The sequence below is a fragment of the Corynebacterium sp. HMSC22B11 genome, assembly GCF_001815965.1.
Lineage (GTDB): Bacteria > Actinomycetota > Actinomycetes > Mycobacteriales > Mycobacteriaceae > Corynebacterium.
On sequence record NZ_KV823475.1, the window covers coordinates 1 to 23,776 of the forward strand.

Sequence of the window (23,776 nt, forward strand, 5' to 3'; positions counted from 1 at the left end):
CGGGGCCCACGTTAAAAACGTGGGCCCCGCCCTTTCTCTATGCCCTATTTAAAGCTTCCCGCTGTTCCTGCCTGAGGGATTTGCGCGTGCGGAAGCGTTGAGCGGGGTGCGGTGAGCGCCCACTAACGCTGTGGGGGCTCTTGTGCGATTGTGTAGAGCCGATGGGTGAGATCGAAAGTCGTGGCCGCGTCCTGCTGCGCCCGATGGGTAGGGGAGGAGGCCAACCCACAGTGTGCCGCGAGGTTCGCCAACGTATAACGCCCCACGGCCTCCCGGGGGATGAGCTCTCGCGCGGTCGCTGCCGTGCACAACGCTTGCGGGAGGCACTGCTCCGTCAAAGCCCGTGCCGCATCCGCGCGCCCCAGGCGAGCGTATTCCGCCGCGAGGAAGCCGACGTCGAACTTCACGTTGTGCCCCACGAGCGTCCTATTCAATACCTGGGGTAGGAGATCCTGAGCGACCTCGGCAAAAGTGGGTGAGTTGGCGACATCATCGTCTCTAAGCCCGTTGATGTTGCTGGATTCCGCAGGAATGCTGCACTCGGGGTTGAGGAGGCAGTGGAACCTCCCCACGATGCTTCCATGCTCTACGGTCAGGACAGCGATCTCGATGATTCTATCCGTGGCAGGCTCCAGCCCGGTGGTTTCCAGGTCCACCACCGCACAGCGTTCCAACGCTGCTGCCAACGCAGCCTCAAGGCGTGGGCGCGGGTTCACCGACGAGCCATCATCACGATTGCAGCCGGGTTGAGTATTAGCCGGGGGAGTGCTCATAGCTAAGGAGTCTAGGCGCGCTCCCGGACAAGCCCGTTCTTTGGCTGAGCAGCAGGTGTTCGATGTCCGGTTTTCTTCCCTCCAAACCGTGTTTCCAGCGCCAAAAAAGCACCCAATATAAAGAGATGTGAGCAAGATCACATTGCTGGAACTTCACCGCTATGCCTGCGGTGCTGGCGCCAGCGGTCGAGCGGTATTGCAAATGCAAGAACGCAGGTAGCGGGGTTATTACGGTTTGGTAACTTTTGCGTGTTCGCGGGGTGAAGTTCCCAGGTCGGTGCCCTTGGTTGGCATGGAAACAGAAGAATTTTCACAAACTTTGGCCGTTTCAGTGGACAGGGCTTGTGATCGTTTCGTAATCTTTCCGTGATCTTAAAGCAGAGGGCAGCCGCCCCGCCGGTAAACATCCGGAGAAAAGAAACCGAATAAGAACTCCTCTCAAGGGGAGTAGCGAAAGGCAAGAATTTCTATGGGTAAGCACCGTAAGCAGGGCAACACCGTCCGCAACGCAGTCGCATTCGCAGCAGCAGGCGCAGGCCTCGCAGCCCTGGCTCCGGCCACCGCCACCGCCGCGCCGATCACCGTCCCGGACACCGACTTCTCCGTCGAGGCGCCGGACCACATCGCCAAGCAGGTGCAGCCGCACATCGATAACGCTCACCGCCAGGCAGTGAACGCAGGCCTCATTAAGCAGGCTCAGGTTCCAACCAAGGGTGCGAAGAAGGCTGCCCCTGCTAAGGCACACGTCAGCATCGGCCAGAAGATCGCCGACTACGCTATGAGCAAGGTCGGCGCCCCGTACGCCTGGGGTGCCGCTGGCCCGAACGCCTTCGACTGCTCCGGTCTGACCAGCTGGGCCTACAAGCAGGTCGGTAAGAACATCCCGCGTACCTCCCAGTCTCAGGCTGGCGGCGGCAAGCCGGTCGCCATCAAGGATCTGCGCCCGGGCGACATCGTCTCCTACTACGGTGGCGCATCCCACGTTGCTATCTACATCGGCAAGGGCAAGGTCGTCCACGCCGTCAACTCCGGCACCCCGGTTCAGGTCAACGACCTCAACTACATGCCGGTCAACAACGCAGTGCGCTTCTAAGCTTTCTAGCGCTCGATTGCCCGCCGGAGTGGCCCAGAATGCGGCCTCCGGCGGGTTTCTTGTTTCCTTCAGTTAACTCTTGTGGCTAACGAGGTCTGGCGTTACTGTGCTGCAGCTCAGCCCTCCGAAATGGCTACTCATTGCGAGCCAACTGTGGCATAATCACAAGTTGGTTGTTCCGCTGGGTTTCGGTTCGCCGCAGCAGGTGTCAGCCCAAGCCAACACGGCTGCACGATCCCCCTGAAAACCCGGCTTGTGGCCGTGACGACCCCGTGAACGGCCCGTACATCCGCCCCCACACTGTGGCTCTTCGAAGCAAAGGTTTGGAAAAAATCTTGTCTAAGCAGAAATTCACCCTCGGGACTAGTGTTTGCGCTGCTGTACTCACCGCCGCGACGATCCTGCCGACCGCGCCAATCGCGCAGGCCGACCCCGCCGCGTCGACCCGAGACAACGGAGCCAACCAGGCGGACACGAAGAAGGACAAGAAGAAGCTCAGCGAGTTCGACGCCACCCAGGCTGACGTCGACCGTCTGCTCAAGAGCCCCGCGCCGAAGGACGTCGACGGCCTGATCAAGCGCCTCGAAAAGATCTCCCGCACCGCGGCGGTCACCAGCGACCTCGTGGAGTCCACCAAGGGGCGCATCGCCAAGCAGAACGAGGCGCTGGACAAGGCCGACCGCGACGTCCGCGCCGCCAAGGCTCAGCTCGACAAGACGCAGAAGAAGGTCGACGCCTCCCGCGCCTCCGTCTCCGAGATGTCCCGCTCCGCCTACCGTGGCGCGAGCGTGGACCCGGTCTCCGCGATCGCCGGCGCATCCGGTCCGGCCGCGGCCATGGATCGCTCCGCCTACCTGACCGCCCTGACCCGCGACGCGCAGTCCCGCATGGACGCCGTCACCCAGGACCAGCAGGACGCCCACGCCGCCCGCTCCAAGGCGCTGCGCACCAAGGCCCAGGCCGACCACCGACTCAACGAGCTGCGCTACCAGGAGAAGAAGCTCAACGAGCGCACCGAGGACCTGGACCGGCTCAAGGCCGAGGTCAAGACCATCGTCGATGGCTTCTCCCCGGAGGACCGCCGCCGCTGGGTCGACCGCAACGGCCCCATCGACGTCGACGTCGACGAGTTCCTCGGCAAGCTGAAGAAGTCCGCCAAGGGTGCGGCGAAGGGCAATTACGCCGGCGCCGTCGCCGCGGCGATGAGCAAGCTCGGCGCCCCGTACAGCTGGGGCGCCACCGGTCCGGACGCCTTCGACTGCTCCGGCCTGATGGTCTGGGCCTATCAGCAGATCGGCAAGTCCATCCCGCGCACCTCCCAGGCTCAGCTCTCCGGCGGCCAGAGCGTGAGCACCTCCGACCTCCAGCCGGGCGATATCGTCGCTTACTACCCGGGTGCGACCCACGTGGGCATGTACATTGGCGACGGCCAGCTCGTTCACGCCTCCGACTACGGCATCCCGGTCCAGGTTGTTCCGGTCGATTCCATGCCGATCGTCGGCGCCGTCCGCTACTAACAGGTCCCACCCGGCGTGCCGGAGCAGCAGAACAGCGGCGTCTCAGCCCCGCGGGTTCTCGTCGTTACCAACGACTTCCCACCGACCCTCGGGGGCATCCAGACCTATATTCGCGACTACCTCAACGCGCTGGTCACCCACGCCGGGATCCCCGCGGAGAATATCGTGGTCTTCGCCTCTACCCAGGACGCCGACGCGGCCGCCGAGTTCGACGCGGCCGTCGACTACCACGTCGTACGGTGGCCCCGGAAGATCATGCTGCCGACCCCGCAGGTCGCCCGCCGCATGCGGCAGCTCATCCGCGAGTACCGCATCGACACCGTGTGGTTCGGTGCAGCAGCCCCACTCGCTGCGATGGCTCCCAGCGCCCGGGCCGCCGGGGCAACGCGGGTCGTGGCCTCCACCCACGGCCACGAGGTTGGCTGGTCCATGTTCCCCGGCACCCGTGCCGTGCTCCGCTATATCGGCCGGCACGTGGACACACTCACCTTCGTCTCCCGCTACGTGCGCGGGCGCATCGCTGGGGTCTTCGGCCCCGATGTGGCGTGGGAGCCCATGCCCGGCGGCGTGGATGCCGCAAGTTTCACCCCCGATGAGCAGGTCCGGCAACGCCTCCGCCGACGGGTTGGCGTTGAGGAAAAGAAAGTCATCGTCGCGGTCAGCCGGGTCGTTCCCAGGAAAGGGCAGGACACCCTCGTGGCAGCGATGCCGCAGATCCTGCGGGAGGTCCCGGATGCTCACCTCGTGATCGTCGGCCCTGGCGATTACGCAACGAAGCTCCAGCGGCGCGCCGAGGCACTCCACGTCGCCCAGCACGTGACCTTCACCGGGCCGGTGCAGCCAGAGGATCTTGCGGGCTACTACAGCCTCGGGGACATCTTTGCCCTGCCGGTGCGCACCCAGGGCGGTGGGCTCTCCGTCGAAGGGCTGGGCATCGTCTTCCTCGAAGCACAAGCCGCAGGGAGGGCCACCGTGGCCGGCGATGGTGGGGGAGCACCCGAGACCGTCATCAACGGAGTCACCGGCGAGATCGTGAACGGGCGTGACACCGCCGCCGTCGCCTCCTGCCTCAGCGCACTACTCAACGACCCGGAACGCGCCGCAAACCTGGCCGCAGCTGGGCAGGAGCGCGTCGCGGAGGCCTGGGACTGGCGCGTTCTCGCCCAGCAACTGGAGTACGTCCTGCGGGGCGACCAGCAGCCACGGCGGCGCACACCACCCCGCCACAGTTGGAATTCCCCGGTCAATAAGAAGTAAGTTCTATAAAGACCTCAACTCGCCAGCCGCGCGACACGATCGCCGCAACCTCAACCGAGGGGCGAGAACCACGGCGAATACCGGTGCTACGGGGCACCGGTATTTCCACGCCTGAATCGAGAAAGGTTGCCGGTGCACAACCAGGAAGCACCAGCTGAACACCCACAGCTGACGATCGGTATGGACATCGGAGGCACGAACCTCCGCGCGGCAGTCATCGACGCCGACGGCACGATCGTCGACCTCGAAAAACTCCCCACACCATCCGAAGCCCCGGCGCTGGAGGACACCATCGTCCGCGTCGTCGACACTTTGCGCGCCCGCCACCCGCAGATCGGTGCGGTGGGCCTCGCGATCGCGGGTTTCCTGGCCCCGGACCTGCGCACCGTCCGTTTCGCGCCCCACCTGCCGTGGGAGGACGTCGACGTCGTCGCCCGACTGGAAAACCGCATCAAGTTGCCCATCGTCGTGGAACACGACGCCAACGCTGCCGCCATCGGGGAACACCACCGTGGCGTGGCGCAGGGGGTCGGCACGTGGGCGCTGTTCGCCATTGGCACCGGGGTGGGTGGCGCGCTCATGCACAACGGCGAGCTGTACCGGGGCTCCTTCGGCACCGCGCCCGAGTTCGGCCACATCACGGTGGTGCCCGGCGGGCGGTCCTGCCCCTGCGGCAAGCGAGGCTGCCTGGAGCGCTACTGCTCCGGCTCCGCGCTGCAGCTGGCCGCCCATGACCGCATTGCGGAGCGGGCCTACCCGGAATCCGTGCTCTTCACCCGATTCCACCGGCAACCGGAGGAGATCTCCGGCCGGCACATCGTCAAGGCTGCCCGCGATGGGGACAAGCTGGGCCTTGAGATCCTCCGGGACGTCGGGGAGTGGCTCGGCCGTGGCCTGGCGATGGTGCAGGACATCCTGGACCCAGAGCTCATCGTCCTGGGCGGGGGAGTGAGCGCCGACGCCGACCTCTTCCTAGAAACCGCCCGGGCAGAAATGGCGAAAAACATCGTCGGCCAAGGTCGCCGGCCCCTAGCCCGCGTCGTTCCCGCGGAACTGGGTGGGGACGCCGGTATGATTGGCGTGGCTCTACTCGCAGCGCAGGCGCTGAATTAAAGAAGTTATAGCCCTGGGCAGCCCGGGCCGCGCGGCGTGCGGCCAAACACGATCGGGGCTTCAAAGCTCGAGGCGAACTCTAGGAAGGCAAGACTTTTCCAATGCGGAACCGGACTTACTGGTGGTTGAAGCACGTCTTCATCGGGCCGTGGCTGTGGATCTACAACCGGCCATTCACCCGCGGGCTGGATAAGCCCCCAGCGGACGGGCCGGTGATCTTCGCCTCCAACCACCTCGCTGTGATGGACTCCTTCTACTTCCCGCTGGTGAACAAACGCCAGCTGACCTTCCTGGCGAAGAAGGAATACTTCACCACCCCAGGCCTGGTCGGCGCGATCCAGCGCTGGTTCTTCTCCTCGGTGGGGCAGGTGCCGATCGACCGCGCCGACAAGGGGTCCCAGGAGGCCGCCCTGCAGACCGCGCTGCGGGTGCTGGAGAAGGGGGACGCGCTGGGCATGTACCCGGAGGGCACCCGCTCGCCGGACGGTCGCCTCTACCGTGGCAAGACCGGCATGGCTCGCATCGCGCTGGAGTCCGGCGTGAAGGTCTATCCGGTGGCGATGATCAACACGAATAAGGTCAACCCGATCGGCTCCTGGATCCCGCGGCCCTACCGCTGCGGCGTGATCGTGGGCGACCCGATCGACCCCGCCGAGTTCAAGGATGCCGGGGATGATTACCAGCAGGCTCGTGCGCTGACCGACCGGGTCATGGAAGAGCTCGCCAAGCTCAGCGGCCAGGAGTACGTGAAGGATTTCTACGCCGCGGACGTGAAAAACTCCCTCGCTGCAGGTCAGGGCTACCCGGAGGGTTCCGCTCCCGGCGAGGGCGTGGTGTACTCTTAAAAAACGTTAAGAAGTCGCGCTTCGATAAGGGGCTTGCCGGCCACGGATCCACACCGGGGCAGGGGCAGAGCCCCATTGGCATAGAGGAGCAAACATCAAGACGAGCAGTGAGCAGACCGCGGACGCGACCGCGGCGAGCAGCGCGTCGGCGCCGGCCTCGACGCCCCGCAAGGCGAGCCGCGTCGAGTGGGCGGATACCGCTAAGGGACTGTCGATTATCGGCGTGTGCCTGATGCACGTCGTCACGGCGGTTCCGGACGGCACCAGTACGCCGCTGGGGCTGCTGTCCTCCTTCCTCGACCCGCTGCGCATGCCGCTGTTCTTCCTGGTCTCCGGGCTCTTCGCCCATCGAGTGCTGGAGCGCACGCTGGGGGACCTGTGGTATCGCCGCCTGTGGTTCCTGCTCGTGCCCTATCTGGTCTTCACTCCCTTCCAGGCGCTGATCCGTCTCAACATGGCGGGCAATGCCGACCTGCCCCACCTGATCCAGGCGATCCTGTTCGGCGATCCTGGGCTGTGGTTCCTCTACACGCTGATGGTTTACAACATCGTCGCGTGGTTGTTGCGTCGCCAGCCCGCCGTCGTGGCCCTGGCGCTCTCTTTCGTTCCCATCTGTGCAGGCATGATGACCGGCTGGGTGCAGACCCAGAGCTTCCGCCAGGCCTTCATCTATATGCCGATCTTCTTTGCCGGCCTGCACTTCCGCACGTGGTTCTTTGCCCTGGCCAATAAGGCCGGCAACGCGGCGGTCATCCTCGGCACCTTCGGAATCTTCGTGGCCTGGGAGTTCGTGTACCGCTACATGGAGGCGGTGGTCTTCGAAGGCTGGGATATCGTCATTTCCAGCCAGAACGCATTCCTGGCGCTCATCCGCACCTTCACCGCTGTGCCGTTCGGCGTGGTGCTGGCCGTGTGGCTGAGCAACACCCCGCTGGTCAGCCGCTTCCTGACCTTTGTCGGAGCCAACACCCTGCCGATCTACGTCAGTCACCATGCGATGATGTGGCTGTTTATGGACGTCGGCGCCCGCGGCCTGGCCGATAGTGACCCGGAGCGCTTCGGGTTCCTTACCGAGACTTATCCGTTCATGCTCATCGGCTTCGCTGCTTGCCTGTTCGCCGGGACCCTGTTCTACAACGTCGGCAAGGTGCCGGTGCTCAAGTGGATTCTTTATCCGCCGGCTTTGCCCCGGGCGGGCGCTACCCGGTTACACTCGACGGCGGAACAACGCTCCACGCCGCGCCAGCAGTGCGCAAGCTCCACCCAAACGCGAAGCTAGAAAGCAGTAGCAGTGCGCTATTTTTATGACACCGAGTTCATCGAAAACGGTCGCACCATCGACCTGATCTCCATCGGTGTTGTCGCGGAGGACGGTCGCGAGTTCTACGCGATCTCCACGGAATTCGATGCGTCAGCGGCCGGCCCATGGGTCAAGCGCAACGTGCTGCCGCTGCTGCCGCCGCGCTCCCACGCGGCCTGGATGAGCCGCGCGCAGATGCGCGACCAGCTCTACGACTTCCTCCTGCCGCCCGGCACGACCCGCCGCGACTGGCCCGAACTGTGGGCCTGGCTGGGGGCGTACGACCACGTGGCGCTCGCGCAGCTGTGGGGGGATATGACCAAGCTGCCCCGCGAGATTCCACACTTCACCCGCGAGCTGCGCCAGCTGTGGGAGATGGCGGGCAAACCGCAACTGCCGGAGGCCCCATCTAAGGCCCACGATGCGTTGGTGGACGCCCGTTTCAACGCCGTGAAATACCGGCTGAGTATGTCGGCGCTGAATAAGCGCACTTAACACGCAGCCCAGGGCCAATTTCGGGTATAGTTTTAGGCATGTCTTGGACTATTGACCTCCCCATCGATGAGATGCCCGACCTCCCACCGCTGCCGGACGATATCGCAGCGGAGTTTGACCAGGTTTTTGCTCGTGATGCCAAGCAGCAGCCGAGCTGGGACAAGGATCATGCTTATCGTGTCCGGAGGATTCTCGAGTCCGTCCCGCCGATCGTCGTCGCCCCGGAGATCCGTCGCCTGCGCAAGCAGCTCGCGGACGTCGCCCTGGGCAAGGCCTTCCTGCTGCAGGGCGGTGACTGCGCCGAGACCTTCGAGTCCAACACCGAGCCGCACATCCGCGGCAACATCAAGACCCTCCTGCAGATGGCTGTCGTCCTGACCTACGGGGCGTCCACCCCCGTGGTGAAGATGGCCCGCATCGCCGGCCAGTACGCGAAGCCACGCTCCGCCGACCGCGACGCCAACGGCCTGCTGAACTACCGCGGCGACCTCGTCAACGGTCACGAAGCCACCGAGGAAGCCCGTGCCCACGACCCGTCCCGCATGGTGCGCGCCTACGCGAACTCCTCGGCGACCATGAACCTCATCCGCGCCCTGACTGGCTCGGGCACCGCGGACCTGTACAAGCTGCACGAGTGGAACCGCGAATTCGTCGCCAACTCCCCGGCGGGCGCCCGCTACGAGGCCCTGGCCCAAGAGATCGACCGCGGCCTGGAGTTCATGAGCGCCTGTGGCGTGACCTCCTCCACCCTGCACACCGCGGACATCTACGCCTCCCACGAGGCCCTCGTCCTGGACTACGAGCGCGGCATGCTGCGCCTGGCCCACGACGAAGAGGGCAGGGACGTGCTCTACAACCTCTCCGCCCACCAGGTGTGGATCGGCGAGCGCACCCGCGGGCTGGACGACGCCCACATCCACTTCGCCTCCCTGATCGGTAACCCGGTCGGAGTGAAGATCGGGCCGACGACCACCCCAGAGGAGGCCGTCCAGTACGTCCACCGCCTCGACCCGCACAACGATCCGGGCCGACTGACGCTGATCACCCGCATGGGCTACGACAAGATCCGCGACGTCCTGCCGCCGATCGTGGAGGCCGTGGAGGCCACCGGACACAAGGTCATCTGGCAGACAGACCCAATGCACGGCAACACCTACACCAGCTCCAATGGCTACAAGACCCGCGACTTCGACCGCATCATCGACGAGGTCCAGGGCTTCTTCGAGGTCCACCGCGCACTCGGCTCCCACCCGGGCGGCGTGCACGTGGAGCTTACGGGCGACGACGTCACCGAGGTCGTCGGCGGCGGCCAGTCCATCACCGACGTGGACCTGCCGAAGCGCTACGACACCACCGTCGACCCGCGCATGAACACCCAGCAGTCCCTGGAGCTGGCGTTCCTCGTCGCGGAGATGCTCCGCAACTAGGCTGCTGCCCCTGTAGCCAGCGCCGGTTCGCACCAGTCCCGCAGCGCAACGCAACCCCGGCGGAAGGAGTTATTCCTTCCCCGGGGTTATTGCGTGCCCAGCCGGTTGCGTGGGGTCGGTTGATTGAGGGCCGGTTGCCCAGCCGGTTGTGCAGGGTGCACGGCAGCGATAGCCATCCAGGGTGTCAGGCGGGGGCGGTGGGGAGACCGCAGTGGAGCTAACCCGAGCGCCCCAGCGGAGCCTAGAAGGTCGAAATCCGCACCGTGTCGCCCTTCTGTGCCTTCCGACCGGTGTTCGGCGACTGGCTCCACACCAGGCCGTCCTCCGAGCCCGAAATCTCGACCTCGAAGCCCGCGTCTTCCAGCTTCTCCCGGGCCTTCTCCGCCCGCATCCCCAACACGAAGGGGACCGACTCGGCGTTGGAGACCTTGAACTTCACCTGCGTGTCCCGGGACGGGTCGACGACCGTGCCCGCTTCCGGTGACTGGGAGGCGACGTCGCCGCCGGAGACGTCCTCGTCAAAAACCTCGCCATCATCGACCGGGTCCAGACCCGCATCGCGCAGCTCGGCGATGGCCTCAGACTTGCTCAGCCCCGTGATGTCCGGGACCTCCGTGGCATTGTTGACCACGATGGTGACCTCGGACTTGCTCGGCACCTCCGTGCCCTTCGAGGGCGTGGTGCGCAGGACGGTGCCCGGGTCGGCGTCGGGGTCGAACTCCTTGATCGTCTTGCCCACCTTCAGACCGGCGGATTCCAGGATCTTCTTCGCCCGGTCCAGCTTCTGACCCGCCACACCTGGAACCCGGACCGGCTTTGGCCCGCGGGAGACGTGGATCGTCACCGTGGACCCGGTGCGGACCTCGCTGCCGGGGGAGGGGGAGACCTCGGCGACGGTGCCCTTCTTGGCGTCGTCGGAGTAGACCTCCTCGCCGATCTCGGCGACGAGGGTGCGGGACGTCAGCTTGGCGGAATAGGTCTCCGCCGTATCCGTCTCACCAGGGATCGGGACGGTCGGCACCCCGAGGCTGACGAGCACCGAAACCTGGCTTCCCTTCGGTGCCCGTTCACCAAAAGGGGGATCGGTCCCCATCACTTTCTTCGCCGGGTGGTCGTCGGAGAATTGCTCATCCACCTGGGAGACGAAGCCTGCGTCCTCCACCTTGACGACCGCCGCCTCCCGGTCGAGGCCGACGACCGAAGGTATCTGGCCGTAGCGGCCGGAGGTCAGCCACCAGCCGCCGAGCCCGATCGCGATCACCAGCGCGGTGATGATCGCGGTCCACAGTAAACCCTTGATCGTGGAGCGGTTGCTGAGCTTCTTTGTCGGCGCCGGTGGGGGCGCGGGGCGGTGTTCGGGCGCTGGGTAGCCTGCGGACTGCTGCGCTGGGTAACCCGCTGGAGCAGCGGGGTAGTACTGCGGCTCCGCGTAGCCCGGCGCCTGCCCATACCCCTGGGGCTGGGCTGGCGCGGCCCACTGCTCGCCGGGCTCAGCCCATTGATGGCCTGGGTCTGCCCACTGGTCATAGCCCTGATCGGCTTCGGCGGGGGAGTAATCCCCGTAGGGGTCGACCAGCGCGGTTTCCGAGGTTTCGTGAGCCCGGTCCGGAGCCGCGTAGCGGGTCTCCGCCGTGTCCCCGGCCTCATCGGTACCCGCTGCGGGGTCGAGCGTGACCGCACGGGTGGACATCGCCTCGTCGTCCCAGGCCAGGCGGTCGGTGAAACTCGATCCAGCCAGGGCGTGCTGCACGGCGGAATCCGCCGGAACGGGCACCCGGAACGCAGGAAGCTGGAGCTCCGCGGCGGTCTGGCGGACCGCGGCGAGGAACTCAGAACCGTCCGCGAAACGATCCTCCGGAGTCCGCTGGCAGGCCCGAAGCACCAGGTCGTCGATCTCCGGCGGCACGCCGTCGATGATCTCGGAGGGGGCGGGGACATCCTGGGTGAGCCGGCTCAGCGCCGTCTCGACGGGGCTGCCACCGCTGAAGGGGGTCTCGCCGGTCAGCAGCTCGTAGAGCAGCACCCCGGCGGAATAGACATCGGAGGCCGCACCCAGGGACTGGCCTTGGACCTGCTCCGGGGAAAGGTAAGCGACGGTGCCGATGACCTGGCCTGTGGCCGAGGTGCGCGCCGCCTCACCCGAGCCCGTCGCAACCGCGCGGACCAGCCCGAAGTCCGCGAGCTTGACCTGGTGATTGGCGCTGATCAGCACGTTATCCGGCTTGATGTCCCGGTGGATCATGCCCGTGGTGTGGGCAACCGATAGGGCGGTGAGCACCGGCTCCATGACCGAGAGCGCTGCGTGCGGCGGCATCGGGCCGCGCTCCCGGAGTAGCTCACGCAGCGAACCGCCGTCCACGAGCTCCATGACGAGGAAGACGAACGGGCCATCCTCGCCCTGGTCGAAGACGTTGACCAGATCCGGGTGCGTGAGCTTTGCGACAGCCCGGGCCTCCCGCTCGAAGCGGGTGCGGAACGTCGGGTCGGTCGCGAGCTCCGGGTTCATGATTTTCACCGCGACCTCACGGTCCAGGCGAGTGTCCACGGCGTGGTAGACCGTCGACATTCCGCCCTTGGCGATCTTGGCGCCCAGGTGGTAGCGGTCGTCGAGGTAGCTGCCGGGTTGCGGTTCCATCACTTTTACTGCCGATAATCCTTGCTTATTTTTCTTCTTACGCTCTTCCCCGTTGTCCATCTGTGCACGCTACGAAGGCCATTGGGCAGTACGCAGGGCACCGAACGCAGGGGAGGGGCGGGTCGGGTTCACGCCGAGCCGGGCCGGGTCGCAGCACGCGCCCTAAAGGCTCAAGTGTGCCTTGAAGGTGTCAACGATTCTAGCCTGTCACAGTCGAATACAATGGCAGCCATGAGCAACTCCACACAGCCGGATCCGCAGTCTTCCCACCTAGAAGCCACCCCAGCAGCCAAAAGCCGCTCCGATCGCGGCCGCGTGACCAGTGGCGTGTTGCAGGAGGCCGCCGGCGGCCTGCCCGCGGGCGAGGTGCTGCTGAGCATCCCTGAAGCTGCCGAACGCATGGGGGTGGGGCAGAGCAAGATCCTGGATCTGGTGCAGAAGAAAAAGATCCTCGACACCAAGATCGACGGCGTGCGCTACCTCCCCGCCCGCTTCTTCGATGACGACGGCCAGGTCACCCGTTTCCTCCCCGGGGTGGTTGCCCTCCTTCTCGACGGCGGCTACCAGCCCACGGAGATCCTGGAGTACCTCTTTACCGAGGACGACTCCCTGCCTGGTCGGCCGGTTGATGCGCTGCACGGGCACTTGGCTCGCGAGGTTCGCCGCCGGGCGCAGGCGATGGCTCTGATTTAGCGGCCTTCGGCCACGGCTCGGCCTGCTCTTCCGGCATGCCGGGCGCGAAGCCCAGGGTGGCGCGCAGCGCGAACCACATCACCACGCCGATGGCGATGACCCACCACAGAACGTAGAGCCGGTTGTTGCCGCCACCGTCGAACATGAAGCACAGCACCGCGCTCAACCAGGCCACGATGAAGACCGCCCGGCGGTCACGGATGCACACACCCACGATCACCAGCGGGGCGACGTAGTACCAGGGCAGCACCACCGAGTTGAACACGCAGGTCACCGCGTAGGCCAGGGTCGCACCCAGCAGGGCGCGGCGGACGTCGTGACGGAAGAGCCACCACACCACGACCAGACCGATCAGCATGATGACCATCGAGATCGGCCGGAAGATTCCGATCAGGACGTTGAAGCCGATGTCGTCGTTGATGCGGGAGATGAAGGGCTCCAGGGTGCTGGCCAGCATCGTGGGGGCGGCCAGTGGGTTGATCACCTTCGAGTTGCCGGACATCTCCGCGATCCAGCCCCAGGTCTGCCCCGAGGCCCAGGTGATGGCGAACATCACGGCCACGACCACCGCCACGGAGCTGATCCCCGTCCACAGCAAGGTGACGAAACGGGCGGCAGTCTCCTTGAACCAGCCACGGGGCGCGGGCCCAGCGATGCGGGCGACGGCGATCCAAATTAGGAAGGGCAAGGCGATCGCGGCGGTGGCCTTCAACGCCACGCCAGCGGCGATCAGCACGCTGCCCAGCAGTAGCCCGGCGACCGGTCGCAGCCGCAGGCTCGCCAGAATGCCGAGAATCACGAGCGCCATCATCATCGACTCGGTGTGCAGTCCGCCGATGAGATGCACGATCACCAGGGGATTGGCCACGCCCAGCCACACCGCCAGGTCGGGGTCACTGCCGAGTTCGGCGGCTAGGTGGCGCACCACCCAGATCAGGGCCACGAAGGCCACGAGGGTCAGAAACTTGAATACGAAGATCCCGGCGGTGACGTTATCCCCGGTGATCGTGGTGACCCCCTTGCCCAGCCACAGATGGCCGGGGCCGTAGGGGGTGGTGGTGTTACGCCAGTCGGCAGAGACCTCGTAGAGCATCGGGCCCGGGTTGGCCGCCGCACCCACCCGGTAGGCATCCAGCCCCTCCTTCGCCAGCGCCCCCTGCATCAAATAGGAGTAAATATCGCGGCTCATCAACGGTGCAGCCAGCACCATCGGCCCGACCCACGCGGCGATCGCGCGCTGTGGCAAGGAGCGCCCGCCCCGGAGCACGAGCCCGCCGACGATCGCCCAACTGAGCACCAGCAGCGCAATACCCACCCACAGCACGACGGAGAAGATCCCCGCCATGTGCCCGAAGGTCAGCCAATCCAGGCCGAGGGCTTGCATGATGCCGCCGCGTTCGCGGGTAGCGCCCACCGTGTAGGAACACAGCGTGAGAACCACCGAGCCGATCAGCCCCATGCGGATCGCGCTGCTCATACTGTGGGCCCGCAACCACGCGGTGGGGCGGGCAACGACGGGGTGCTCAGTGAAAGGTCGGCTGGTCGCCGCGGACTTATCCTGCGACTCCTGCAACTGCGTGCTCATCGGATGGAACCTCCACCAATAATTCTGCGTGCTGCCAAAGAACCAGAGAGCAGCGTGGTCGGCACACCCACACCCGGGGTGGTGGAGGAGCCAGCCAGAATCACGTTCTCCAGGCCCGCCACCGGATAATTCCGTGGCCTAAAAGGACCGGTCTGTGCGACGGTGTGGGCCAGCCCGAACGGCGAGCCCCCGCCATGGCCCTGCTGCTGCCAGAACACAGGGGTATCGATCCGGGCCACCGACAGGTGATCCCGCAGACCAGTGAAGCCGCGACCCTCCAGCACCCCCAGCAATTCCTGGACGTAGTTCTCGGCGATCGCCTCCCAATCCAGGCCCGCCCGGTCCAGGTTCGGCACCGGGGCGAGGATGCTCACCGGCTCGACCGTGAGACCATCTTCGGTGCGGACCAGCCGCTCAGGGATCGTGACCGCCGGGCGGGTCAGTAGCAGCGATGGGTCCGACATCAGCCCCGCCCGACCGCGCGAGGCGGTGAGCTCGGCGAAGGTTTCGTTCCACGCCTCGCCGAAGCTGATGTTGTGGTGGTAGCCGCCTGCGTCTGCACCAGGCCATGCCGCGGTGACGTCCACCGGGATACTGCCGTGCACCACGACTGCGGAGGGGGACCAATTCGGTTTCCGTCCCGCCAGCCGTGCCGGGGAGTCCAGTAGTTCCTCCACGACGGGCAGGTCCGCAGTGACGACGACGGCATCCGCGGCCAGCTGCTCGCCGTCAGCGGTTCGGATCCCCGTGGCACGCGAACCATCATGGATGATGCGCTCCACCCGGGTGTTGCAGCGCAGCACCCCGCCGGCTAGGCGGAAGGCCCTGGTCAAGACCTCAGGCAGGTCCCCCATGCCGAAACGCGGGTAAAACACACCCATGGTCGTGTCCATGTGGGAGATCACCCCATAGACCGCGCGGGCCTTCGCCGGGGCCACGCCGGCGTAGAGGGCCTGGAAGCTGAACACCCGGGCCAGCTCTTCGTCCCCCAGGTGGCGGGAGGCGCGCTTACCCAGACTGCCGAACGCCCCGAGCTCCACGAGATCCGCCATGTCATTGGCGGTGGCGGGGGTCGCTACGGCGTCGAGGAGGGAATCGAAATCCGCGCCGATGAAGGACTCGAAGGAAGCATCGAAGATCCCGCCGATCCACTGGCGGTGCTGGCGGTATCCCCGGGCAAGCCGGTCAACATCTCCGCTGTCGGCGCCGTACTTCTCGGCGGCGAAGCGGCGCACCTCGTGCTCCATGGTGTCGCCGTCCGAGTAGACATCCAGCTCGCGGCCACTGGCGAACATCGCGTGATAGGCCGGGCGCAACTTGCGGTAACCCCAGCCAACGTCCTCGGCACTCACCCCCAGGTGCAGCAGGAGGTTATCCACCAGATCCGGCATCGTCAGCACCGTCGCCCCGGTGTCGGCGTAGAACTCGCCGTGGTCGCTGCGCAGCTGTTCCGTACGGCAGCGGCCCCCGACCTCGGGATTCGCCTCAACCAGCGTCACCTGCTTGCCAGCAGCCTGCAGCCGGCACGCAGCCGCCAAACCGGATAGCCCCGCACCCACGACAACCACGGATTCGACATCCCCGGGGACCCGATCGCGGGTCGTTGGGCGGGTGGTTGGAACCACCATCCGGCGCGTGGCCGCGAGTACCTGGCGAGGGGAGGGGATCGCGCTAAAAACCGGCATGCCCTAGAACCTCCGGTCGCTCAGCAAGCGTGCGAAGGCGACGAGCTCCTCGCTGATGCTGTCCTCCAGCCAGGAGTCCTCGACCAGCGAGATTGCCCGCTCGGACAGGGCGTTGATCTTGTCCTCGATCTGCTGCGCCGCTCCGCAATCTTGAATGATCTGGCGCATCCGGTCGATCTGCTCCGCAGTGTGCTCCGCCGCGCCGGGAAGCGGACCGAAATCTTCCCGCAGTCGGGCCAGCTGCTCCGGGCTGCACTCCGCGAAAGCGGTATTCACCAACACCGTTCGCTTCCCGGTGCGCAGATCATCCCCGCTTGGCTTGCCAGTCACGGCCGGGTCGCCGAAGACGCCCAGCTGGTCGTCCCGAAGCTGGAAAGCCTGCCCCACCAGTGTCCCGTACTCCAGGAGCTGCTCGATCGTGCGCTCATCAGCGCCTGCCAGGGCCGCGCCGATGTGCAGTGGACGGGCGACCGTGTAGCTAGCGGTCTTGAAGTTGATCACCTGCATGGCATCGGCGATCGACTCGCTCCCGTTGTTCTCCAAGGCGATGTCCAGCTGCTGGCCGGCGATCACCTCAGTACGCATCGCACGCCAAGGACCCCGCACCCGCTCGACAATCGCTGGGCTCAGTCCCGCGGTGGCGAGCAGATCATCCGCCCAGCTCAACGCGAGGTCACCAGCCAGAATGGCCTGGCTGATGCCGTAGTGTTCCGGGGATCCAAACCAGTCGCGCTCGCGGTGTTGGCTTTCAAACACTCGGTGGGTGGTGGGGTTGCCTCGGCGGGTATCGGACTCGTCGATGATGTCATCGTGGATCAGCGCACACGCCTGAACAAACTCGAGAGCACTGAGAGCCAGCAGCACGGTCGCCGGGTCGACGTCCTGAATGCTGCTGCCATCGGCCCCGCCGCCTTCCAGGCCGGCGCGGAAACCAGCCCAAGCGAAGGTCGGTCGGACGCGTTTGCCACCGCCCATGACGAAGCCCCGCAACACCGCCATGGCGTCGTTGAACTCGGGCGCGATCGCGGAAAACTCCGCCGCACTGTGGTCGAAGTAGGCGTCCAGGGCACGGTCGACAGCAGCCGGAACGTCCTTCAGCGGTGAGCGCAGGTCCCAACCGGCCAGCTGGTTCGCAACCGGCGGCTGGGAGATCGTCGACAGGCCATGCGGGGAGGACGGAGTGGTCACAGGGAGCACACCTTTCGGGGCTGTGGGGCAGGGCGGGGCGTGGATGCTGAGTGAGCAGCGTACGAAGCGCCCTGCTTTGAAGGTTCGATCTTGTGCCTCATAGTCTAAAGGTCGCTGCAGACACCGGCGAACAGGCGCAACCGGGGTGGGGGCCGGATAGGTCAGTGGGGGTGGGGGAACCCGACGGCACGCGAGTGTTAGCCCGGAACGCGACCTAGACAGAGATGTCTACTATGATTTTCTTCATGTCTGCATCCAACCCCCACGGTCACCACGAGAAGACCTCACCGCTGCCGGGCACACCACCACAGCCCACGCTCCAAGTTCCAGTGAGCGAAGCTATCCGTGGCTACAGCCCCGGTAAGATCCCGTTCTCCGTTGAATTCATGCCCCCGCGCGACGATGCCGCCCAAACCCGGCTGTGGAACGCTGCGGAGGCCTTCCACGACCTCGGCGTGAGCTTCGCGTCCATCACCTACGGGGCCGGTGGCTCCACCCGGGAGCGCACGATGGAGGTCGCCCAACAGCTGGCAGCCAAGCCACTGACCACCCTCATGCACCTCACCCTGGTGGACCACTCGGCCGACGAGCTGCGCGTCATGCTCCAGGACTACGCCCGCCGCGGCATGACGAACGTGCTCGCGCTGCGCGGCGACCCGCCGGGGGACCCGCTCGGGACATGGCAGGCCACGGCCGGCGGGCTGAACTATGCCTCCGACCTCATCGAACTGATCCGCAACACCCCGGAGTGCGAAAACTTCGATATCGGTATCGCCAGCTTCCCAGAGGGGCACTACCGGGCCGAGGACCTGGAGCAGGACACGCAGGTGACCCTGCACAAGCTCCGGCTGGGGGCGGACTACTCGATTACCCAGATGTTCTTCGACGTGGAGAACTACCTCCGGCTGCGCGATAGGCTCGCCGCCGCCGACCCGATCCACGGGGCAAAGCCCGTGATTCCGGGACTCATGCCGATCACTTCGATCCGTTCCGTGCGCCGCCAAATGGAACTGGCGGGTGGCGAGGTTCCCGTGAAGATCCTGGACCGCCTGGAGAAGGCCGCAGCTGGCGATGAGGTTGCCAACCGTGATGCGGTCCGCGAGGTCGGCATCGACATCACCACCGAGATGAGTGAGCGTCTCATCGCTGAGGGTGCGCCGAACCTGCACTTCATGACTATGAATAACGTGCGGGCAACCCAGGACGTGCTGCACAACCTGGGGATGGCGCCAGCATGGGGGCCGGGTTACGGCCAGGACATGGTTCGCTAGCTCACCGGCGACGCCTACCGGTGCGTTCGCCCCGTGGGGTGGGGCAGCTGCTGGGCAAGTCTGCCCCGGACCGGCGCGCAGGGGCTAGCGTGCCACCCGGTCCGCGTCTGACGCTGGTTCCCTCACCGTGGTGGGGTCGCCTGGGGCGTTGTGCAGGCGCTTGCGAAGGATGCCGAAGGGGCGGGGATCGCCAGGGAAGCGGTGTTCCCGCAGTAGATCGGTGAAGCCCAAGCTGCGGTAGAGGTGCCACGCGTGATTATTCTCGCCGGGCACCTCCGGGGTGGAGAGCATTGCGTCGCGGGTGGGCAGGATGCCCAGGACCTCCGTTAATAGCCGGGTTCCGATGCCGGAGCCCTGAAATCGCGGAAGAACATGGATCTCCGAAATCTCGGTGTAGCTCGACAGAGTCTCGGTGACGTCCTCCGGCGGCATGCCCGAAGCCAGCAGGCCGTAGCTGACCTGCTGGTACCACCACGTTCCTCGGCTACCTTGGAAGCCAAAGCAGACACCCACGATCTTCTGCGCAGGGTTGGCTGGATCCGGTTCTTCTGCCGGTGAGTGTAAGAGCGCTACCAGGCTCGTGAAGTGTGGGTGGTTGGCGTTGCTGAGCCACAGGCTGCGCCGTTGTCGAAATGCCTCCGGCGGATACTCCATGGCCTTGAGGTGCAAAGCAACGAGTTCATCGAGGCGTCGCAGGAAGACCGCGCGGCTGATGGGTGCGAGGGAGACGAGGTGATCCTGGTCGGGTTGCGCGATGGGTTGGCTCATAGGGATATCGTCCCACGTATCAAGCGCGAGGGTGTGCAACGGGAGATGCTAAAGCGTGATTAGAACACGTGTTCGAATAGTGGGCGGGGGTGTCTGCGCCGAGCTTTAACGTCAGGGGTGCAAATTGCGAAACGGAAGTTCTCGAAAGGTGGGAGTGGCGATGGCTGTGATGTCGAAGACAAGGGGGACGCTGCGTCCCAATCCAGCGGAATTTTTGATGCGCGCGGAAGCCCAACTCGTGTTGGCGAACGAGGCTTATGGTCAGGGGGATCTGCCGCGGGCTGTTGTCTACGCCTATCGCGCCGGGCTACGTGCTGCGGGTGCTGTTATCGACGCCGAGCGGCCGGCTCGTCGCAGGCTTCCGGCCGGTTCGGCGTGGCTGCGTCTCCGGGCGGTGCGACCTGACCTCGGCGGCTGGGCTGACTCTTTCGAGCAACACGCCAGGCTGGCGGAGCGGGCAGATATTGGCCTCGAGCGTGATGTAGCGGATTCTTCGTTTCAGGAGGTGTACTCGGATTCTGTCGAACTCCTGGAGCGTGTGCGAATGGAGCTGGGCCTTGGCCTGCAGGCTGCCTAGGGCTTTGGGGCTGACTTAATCCTGCTCATTGGTTAGAGTGGGGAATCGAGTAGTAACTAAAACATGGGGAAGCCTCGCTGCGGCGGGGTGGCTTCCAGCAGACTGCGGCGTTGGCGCGATCTTCCGCCGGAGTAAATGAAGATCTGAAGCGCGCTACAGTGGGTTATCAGGTCGCGTGCTGCGTTGTTGTGGCCACGCGGAGGATCAGTAGAGGGAAACGAGGACTGTCATGGCTCTCTCGGAACAAGAAAAGCAGATGCTCGCAGAGATCGAGCGGGCTTTGATCGCGGAGGATCCGCGCTTTGCTCAGGGCGGGGATGACTCGGCGCCGTCGGGGGTGCGCTTCGATATCCGTTCGATCTCGCTGATCATGCTCGGCATCTGTCTGCTGGTCGGCGGTGTCGCTCTGGCACAGGTCTCCCTGTGGTTCGTGATCCTGAGCGTTGCGGGCTTCCTGGTCATGCTGGGTGGCGGAATGATCGCGCTGAATAACGGTGATTCCCCGGCGCCAGCGAAGAGTGCGAAGTCTCGTCGGGTTTCCGCTGGCGGAGCTGTCCGGCAGGGGGATGGCGGTTTGGGGGACCGCATGGAGGATAAGTTCCGCAAGCGTTTCGAGCGCTAAGTCCCGCCGGTGAAGTAGCGGGCCCCAGCCCGAGAGCCCTCGCCACATGGCGAGGGTTTTTTCGTGCCTTCTTCCGAATCCCCACTTTCACCCACTCTCGACCCGCTGAGACTCGAATTGGCGTTATTTAGAGTCAAATCCACCATGAACGGCGCCATTTTTGGGCCTTGTGGATCGGATTTCGATGGCGGAAAGTTCGCGCTCCCCACCGGTCTCTGTCGTGAACCTGCAGGTTGTTTCGCTGGCTTGAGAAAAAACACGCCTAAACACGCCAACTGGGTGGTTAAGGTGGCGCAAGGTGGGGTAAAGTGGGGCATGTTGGTGATTGAGGGGGCTTCCTGAATGTAGGTAGCTCGCCGGTCCAGACCGGACGCACCGCAAGAGCCACGGATAACTTCACAGCGAAAACATGGCATGGCTGCACGAGAAAACGGCGAAAGGGGTCACAAGACATGTTCTTTGGCACCTTCACGCCGAAGCTCGACGATAAAGGGCGACTCACCCTTCCTGCGAAGTTCCGCGAGGAACTCAAGGACGGCCTGATGGTCGTTAAGGGGCAGGACCACAGTCTCGCGATCTACCCCCGCGAGGAGTTCCTCCTCCGGGCCCGCAAGGCTGCGGCCGCGAGTCGTAGCAACCCGCAAGCTCGCGCTTTCGTGCGAAACCTCGCGGCAAGCGCGGATGAGCAGGATCTCGACTCGCAGGGACGCATCTCCGTCTCCGCAGCGCACCGCGAATACGCGGGGCTGAAGAAGGAGTGCGTCGTCATCGGCTCGGTGGACTTCCTCGAGATCTGGGATGCCCAGGCTTGGGAGGAGTACAGCGCAGCCCACGAGGCAGATTTCGCCGCAGGCGACGACGAAGCCTTCGCGAATTTCCTCTAGCCCGCCATGCCACATCGACCGGCCACGATCACGCCGGTGATGCCCGTGATGTGTGCAGGCCCTTGCCTGAGCGGAAGACGTGACCGTTTGATGCACTTCCCCAACATCAAGCCCACGCCCGCGCAGGTAAGGCCCTGTTCATATCAACCCAAGACAAAACCCAAGCAGTTTGACGGCGCCCGACCCACAGGCGGGCGCCCACCCCAAGTAACCCACCGACGAGCCCAGAGGAGCGTGACCGTGGCAACGAACACCCCCCACGATCCGAGCAGCCCAGGCCACGTTCCCGTCATGCGGCAGCGCATGGTGGAGCTCGTCGGCATCGGTGTGACCGCAGACAGCGCCCCAGCTCAGCCCATCATCGTGGACGGCACCCTGGGGGCCGGAGGCCACACCGAAGCATTCCTTGAGGCCTACCCCAATGCCATCGTCATCGGGCTGGATCGCGATCCCAACGCGCTTGCTGAGGCCCGCGCCCGCCTCGAGCGCTTCGGTCAGCGATTCTTCAGCTACCAGACTCGCTTCGATGGCATCGGTGAGGCACTAGAGCACTTCTCCGAGGACCCTGACTTCCCGGTCGACATCCGTGAGCAGGGGATCTCCGGGTTCCTGTTCGACCTCGGGGTGTCCTCCATGCAGCTGGACCAGGAGGATCGCGGTTTCGCCTACCGTGTCGATGCCCCACTGGACATGCGCATGGACCCCAGCAGCAGGCTGACTGCGGCGGAGATCCTCAACACCTACGAGCACGGCGAGCTTGCCCGCATCCTCAAGCGCTATGGCGATGAGAAGTTCGCGGGCAAGATCGCCTCCGCTGTCATCCGCGAGCGCGAGAAGCAGCCCTTCGACAACTCCGCGCGCCTCGTGGACCTGCTCTACGCAACCATCCCAGCCGCGGCACGACGAACTGGCGGGCACCCCGCCAAGCGAACCTTCCAGGCGCTGCGGATCGAGGTTAACGCGGAGCTGGAAAGCCTCGAGCTCGTCATCCCGGCAGCCTTCAGCTGGCTCCGTGTCGACGGCGCCGGGGTCTTCATGAGCTACCAGTCCCTCGAGGACAAGATCGTCAAACAACAGCTCAAGGGCATGACCGAGTCCACAACGCCGCCCGGGCTGCCAGTCGAGCTGCCCGGCACCGAACCGGAGTTCGAGCTCCTCACTCGCGGGGCGGAGAAAGCCAGCGAGCAAGAGATCGCTGAAAACTCCAGATCCGCCCCCGTGAGGGTCCGGGCAGCGCGGCGAATAGGCGCCCACACCTCCGGAACAGACGAGCCACACTACCCGCTGGCGTCGCCACAGTAAGTGGACCGAATAGCCCGACAGAAACCTCAACAACAACCGCGCACCGCACCACGAAGCCCACAACGAGCCCGAAGAACCAGGCAAAGGACAGGATATGACCACTCCCGGAATGCTGAAGGAGCACCCCAGGACTGCCACCAAGGTCGAGCGAGCAGAGCTGCGCACCAGCGCACCCCGTTCGCTCAAACGGCAGCCGGCCAAGCCCCGTCGCAGCCTGCACCGCGCTCCGGTCTACCGTGGCCGCCTCGGCTCGCAGCAGCGCGTCTCGGAGCGCGGCCGCCGCCTGCAGCCCATCAAGCAGGAAAACTCCCGGGTCTTCCGCTTCGTGGCCTTCGCCGTTGCCGCGTGCATCATCGGCACCGCCGCCGTCATGCTGCTCGCCGGCATGACGACGGAGAAGACCTTCCAGATCACGGACGCAGAGGCCAAATCCAAGACGCTGGCTAACGAGATCACCACGCTGGAGCGAGACGTCGAAAAGGCGAAGTCCGCGCAGAACCTGTCCGCGAAGGCCGCCGAGCTGGGCATGGTTGCCCCGGGCCAGGCAGGCATTCTGGAGACCAAGGGCGACAAGGTTGACCAGCGTCGCGAGGCGGATAACTCCAAGGATCGCCGGGTCGTCGACGTCACCGGGAATAAGCGAACTCGCGAGGCAACGTCCTCCCCGGAGGAGACCCGCAACGTCCCGGGGCTGGCGCCTTCTAGCCCGGCGGGTGCGGAAGCAGCCGGCAACATGAACTCCGGGG

General features: G+C 65.3%; 21 protein-coding genes. 15 read left to right on the forward strand and 6 right to left on the reverse strand.

Annotated elements, in window-relative coordinates:
- Window positions 1-122: 122 nt before the first annotated feature.
- On the reverse strand, window positions 123-773 hold the full coding sequence (locus tag HMPREF3088_RS01685) for a 3'-5' exonuclease (protein ID WP_246817992.1): 651 nt from the start codon (window positions 771-773) through the stop codon (window positions 123-125).
- Window positions 774-1,242: 469 nt separating this feature from the next.
- On the opposite strand from HMPREF3088_RS01685, the gene HMPREF3088_RS01690 reads away from it, so the two are divergent.
- From HMPREF3088_RS01690 to HMPREF3088_RS01725, 8 genes are all read left to right on the forward strand, one after another.
- On the forward strand, window positions 1,243-1,866 hold the full coding sequence (locus tag HMPREF3088_RS01690) for a C40 family peptidase (RefSeq protein ID WP_070757971.1): 624 nt from the start codon (window positions 1,243-1,245) through the stop codon (window positions 1,864-1,866).
- Window positions 1,867-2,201: 335 nt separating this feature from the next.
- The gene (locus HMPREF3088_RS01695; protein ID WP_246817993.1) at window positions 2,202-3,383 is read left to right on the forward strand and encodes an NlpC/P60 family protein; all 1,182 of its coding nucleotides are present in this window, start codon (window positions 2,202-2,204) and stop codon (window positions 3,381-3,383) included.
- Window positions 3,384-3,398: 15 nt separating this feature from the next.
- A complete protein-coding gene (locus tag HMPREF3088_RS01700; RefSeq protein ID WP_070757974.1) occupies window positions 3,399-4,640 on the forward strand; it encodes a glycosyltransferase family 4 protein in 1,242 nt (413 codons plus the stop codon).
- A 132-nt stretch (window positions 4,641-4,772) separates the two neighbouring features.
- A complete protein-coding gene (locus tag HMPREF3088_RS01705) occupies window positions 4,773-5,753 on the forward strand; it encodes an ROK family protein (protein WP_070757975.1) in 981 nt (326 codons plus the stop codon).
- Window positions 5,754-5,854: 101 nt separating this feature from the next.
- Window positions 5,855-6,598: a lysophospholipid acyltransferase family protein gene (locus HMPREF3088_RS01710; protein ID WP_070757977.1), complete on the forward strand. Its 744-nt coding sequence runs from the start codon at window positions 5,855-5,857 to the stop codon at window positions 6,596-6,598.
- A 232-nt stretch (window positions 6,599-6,830) separates the two neighbouring features.
- The gene (locus HMPREF3088_RS01715) at window positions 6,831-7,877 is read left to right on the forward strand and encodes an acyltransferase family protein (protein WP_246818002.1); all 1,047 of its coding nucleotides are present in this window, start codon (window positions 6,831-6,833) and stop codon (window positions 7,875-7,877) included.
- Between the two features lie 12 nt (window positions 7,878-7,889).
- Entirely contained in the window at window positions 7,890-8,393 is a 504-nt protein-coding gene (locus tag HMPREF3088_RS01720) for a polyadenylate-specific 3'-exoribonuclease AS (protein ID WP_070757979.1), read from the forward strand.
- A 38-nt stretch (window positions 8,394-8,431) separates the two neighbouring features.
- Window positions 8,432-9,820, forward strand: a complete 1,389-nt coding sequence (locus tag HMPREF3088_RS01725) for a class II 3-deoxy-7-phosphoheptulonate synthase (RefSeq protein WP_070757981.1) — start codon at window positions 8,432-8,434, stop codon at window positions 9,818-9,820.
- A 241-nt stretch (window positions 9,821-10,061) separates the two neighbouring features.
- On the opposite strand, the gene HMPREF3088_RS01730 is transcribed toward HMPREF3088_RS01725, so the two are convergent.
- Window positions 10,062-12,455 (reverse strand): PASTA domain-containing protein, encoded by a 2,394-nt coding sequence (locus HMPREF3088_RS01730; RefSeq protein WP_070757982.1) that lies wholly within the window; start codon window positions 12,453-12,455, stop codon window positions 10,062-10,064.
- A gap of 231 nt (window positions 12,456-12,686) precedes the next feature.
- Here HMPREF3088_RS01730 and HMPREF3088_RS01735 point away from each other — a divergent pair, with 231 nt between their 5' ends.
- Entirely contained in the window at window positions 12,687-13,148 is a 462-nt protein-coding gene (locus tag HMPREF3088_RS01735; protein ID WP_246817994.1) for an Rv2175c family DNA-binding protein, read from the forward strand.
- Here the strand turns inward: HMPREF3088_RS01735 and HMPREF3088_RS01740 are convergent.
- The 3 genes from HMPREF3088_RS01740 to HMPREF3088_RS01750 are packed head-to-tail and all read right to left on the reverse strand — an operon-like array spanning window position 13,048 to window position 17,606.
- Entirely contained in the window at window positions 13,048-14,733 is a 1,686-nt protein-coding gene (locus HMPREF3088_RS01740) for an alpha-(1->6)-mannopyranosyltransferase A (RefSeq protein ID WP_070757986.1), read from the reverse strand. The two genes, HMPREF3088_RS01735 and HMPREF3088_RS01740, sit on opposite strands and share 101 nt — an antisense overlap.
- On the reverse strand, window positions 14,730-16,418 hold the full coding sequence (gene crtI, locus HMPREF3088_RS01745) for a phytoene desaturase family protein (protein ID WP_070757988.1): 1,689 nt from the start codon (window positions 16,416-16,418) through the stop codon (window positions 14,730-14,732). The genes HMPREF3088_RS01740 and crtI overlap by 4 nt, the downstream gene beginning before the upstream one ends.
- A 3-nt stretch (window positions 16,419-16,421) precedes the next feature.
- Window positions 16,422-17,606, reverse strand: coding sequence for a polyprenyl synthetase family protein (locus tag HMPREF3088_RS01750; RefSeq protein ID WP_070757989.1), 1,185 nt, complete (start codon window positions 17,604-17,606; stop codon window positions 16,422-16,424).
- Window positions 17,607-17,851: 245 nt separating this feature from the next.
- On the opposite strand from HMPREF3088_RS01750, the gene HMPREF3088_RS01755 reads away from it, so the two are divergent.
- Window positions 17,852-18,877 carry a methylenetetrahydrofolate reductase gene (locus tag HMPREF3088_RS01755; RefSeq protein WP_246817995.1) on the forward strand — a complete coding sequence of 342 codons (1,026 nt, stop codon included), beginning with the start codon at window positions 17,852-17,854 and terminating at the stop codon, window positions 18,875-18,877.
- An 84-nt stretch (window positions 18,878-18,961) separates the two neighbouring features.
- On the opposite strand, the gene HMPREF3088_RS01760 is transcribed toward HMPREF3088_RS01755, so the two are convergent.
- Entirely contained in the window at window positions 18,962-19,645 is a 684-nt protein-coding gene (locus HMPREF3088_RS01760) for a GNAT family N-acetyltransferase (RefSeq protein WP_070757993.1), read from the reverse strand.
- A 169-nt stretch (window positions 19,646-19,814) separates the two neighbouring features.
- Here HMPREF3088_RS01760 and HMPREF3088_RS01765 point away from each other — a divergent pair, with 169 nt between their 5' ends.
- The 5 genes from HMPREF3088_RS01765 to HMPREF3088_RS01785 all read left to right on the forward strand — a co-directional run.
- Window positions 19,815-20,222, forward strand: coding sequence for an SAV_6107 family HEPN domain-containing protein (locus tag HMPREF3088_RS01765; RefSeq protein WP_246817996.1), 408 nt, complete (start codon window positions 19,815-19,817; stop codon window positions 20,220-20,222).
- Window positions 20,223-20,451: 229 nt separating this feature from the next.
- A complete protein-coding gene (locus HMPREF3088_RS01770) occupies window positions 20,452-20,844 on the forward strand; it encodes a DUF3040 domain-containing protein (protein WP_070757996.1) in 393 nt (130 codons plus the stop codon).
- A gap of 452 nt (window positions 20,845-21,296) precedes the next feature.
- A complete protein-coding gene (gene mraZ / locus HMPREF3088_RS01775; RefSeq protein ID WP_012360462.1) occupies window positions 21,297-21,728 on the forward strand; it encodes a division/cell wall cluster transcriptional repressor MraZ in 432 nt (143 codons plus the stop codon).
- A 240-nt stretch (window positions 21,729-21,968) separates the two neighbouring features.
- On the forward strand, window positions 21,969-23,030 hold the full coding sequence (gene rsmH / locus HMPREF3088_RS01780) for a 16S rRNA (cytosine(1402)-N(4))-methyltransferase RsmH (RefSeq protein WP_070758185.1): 1,062 nt from the start codon (window positions 21,969-21,971) through the stop codon (window positions 23,028-23,030).
- Between the two features lie 94 nt (window positions 23,031-23,124).
- A partial coding sequence (locus HMPREF3088_RS01785) for a cell division protein FtsL (protein ID WP_246817997.1) occupies window positions 23,125-23,776 on the forward strand: 652 nt, incomplete at its 3' end.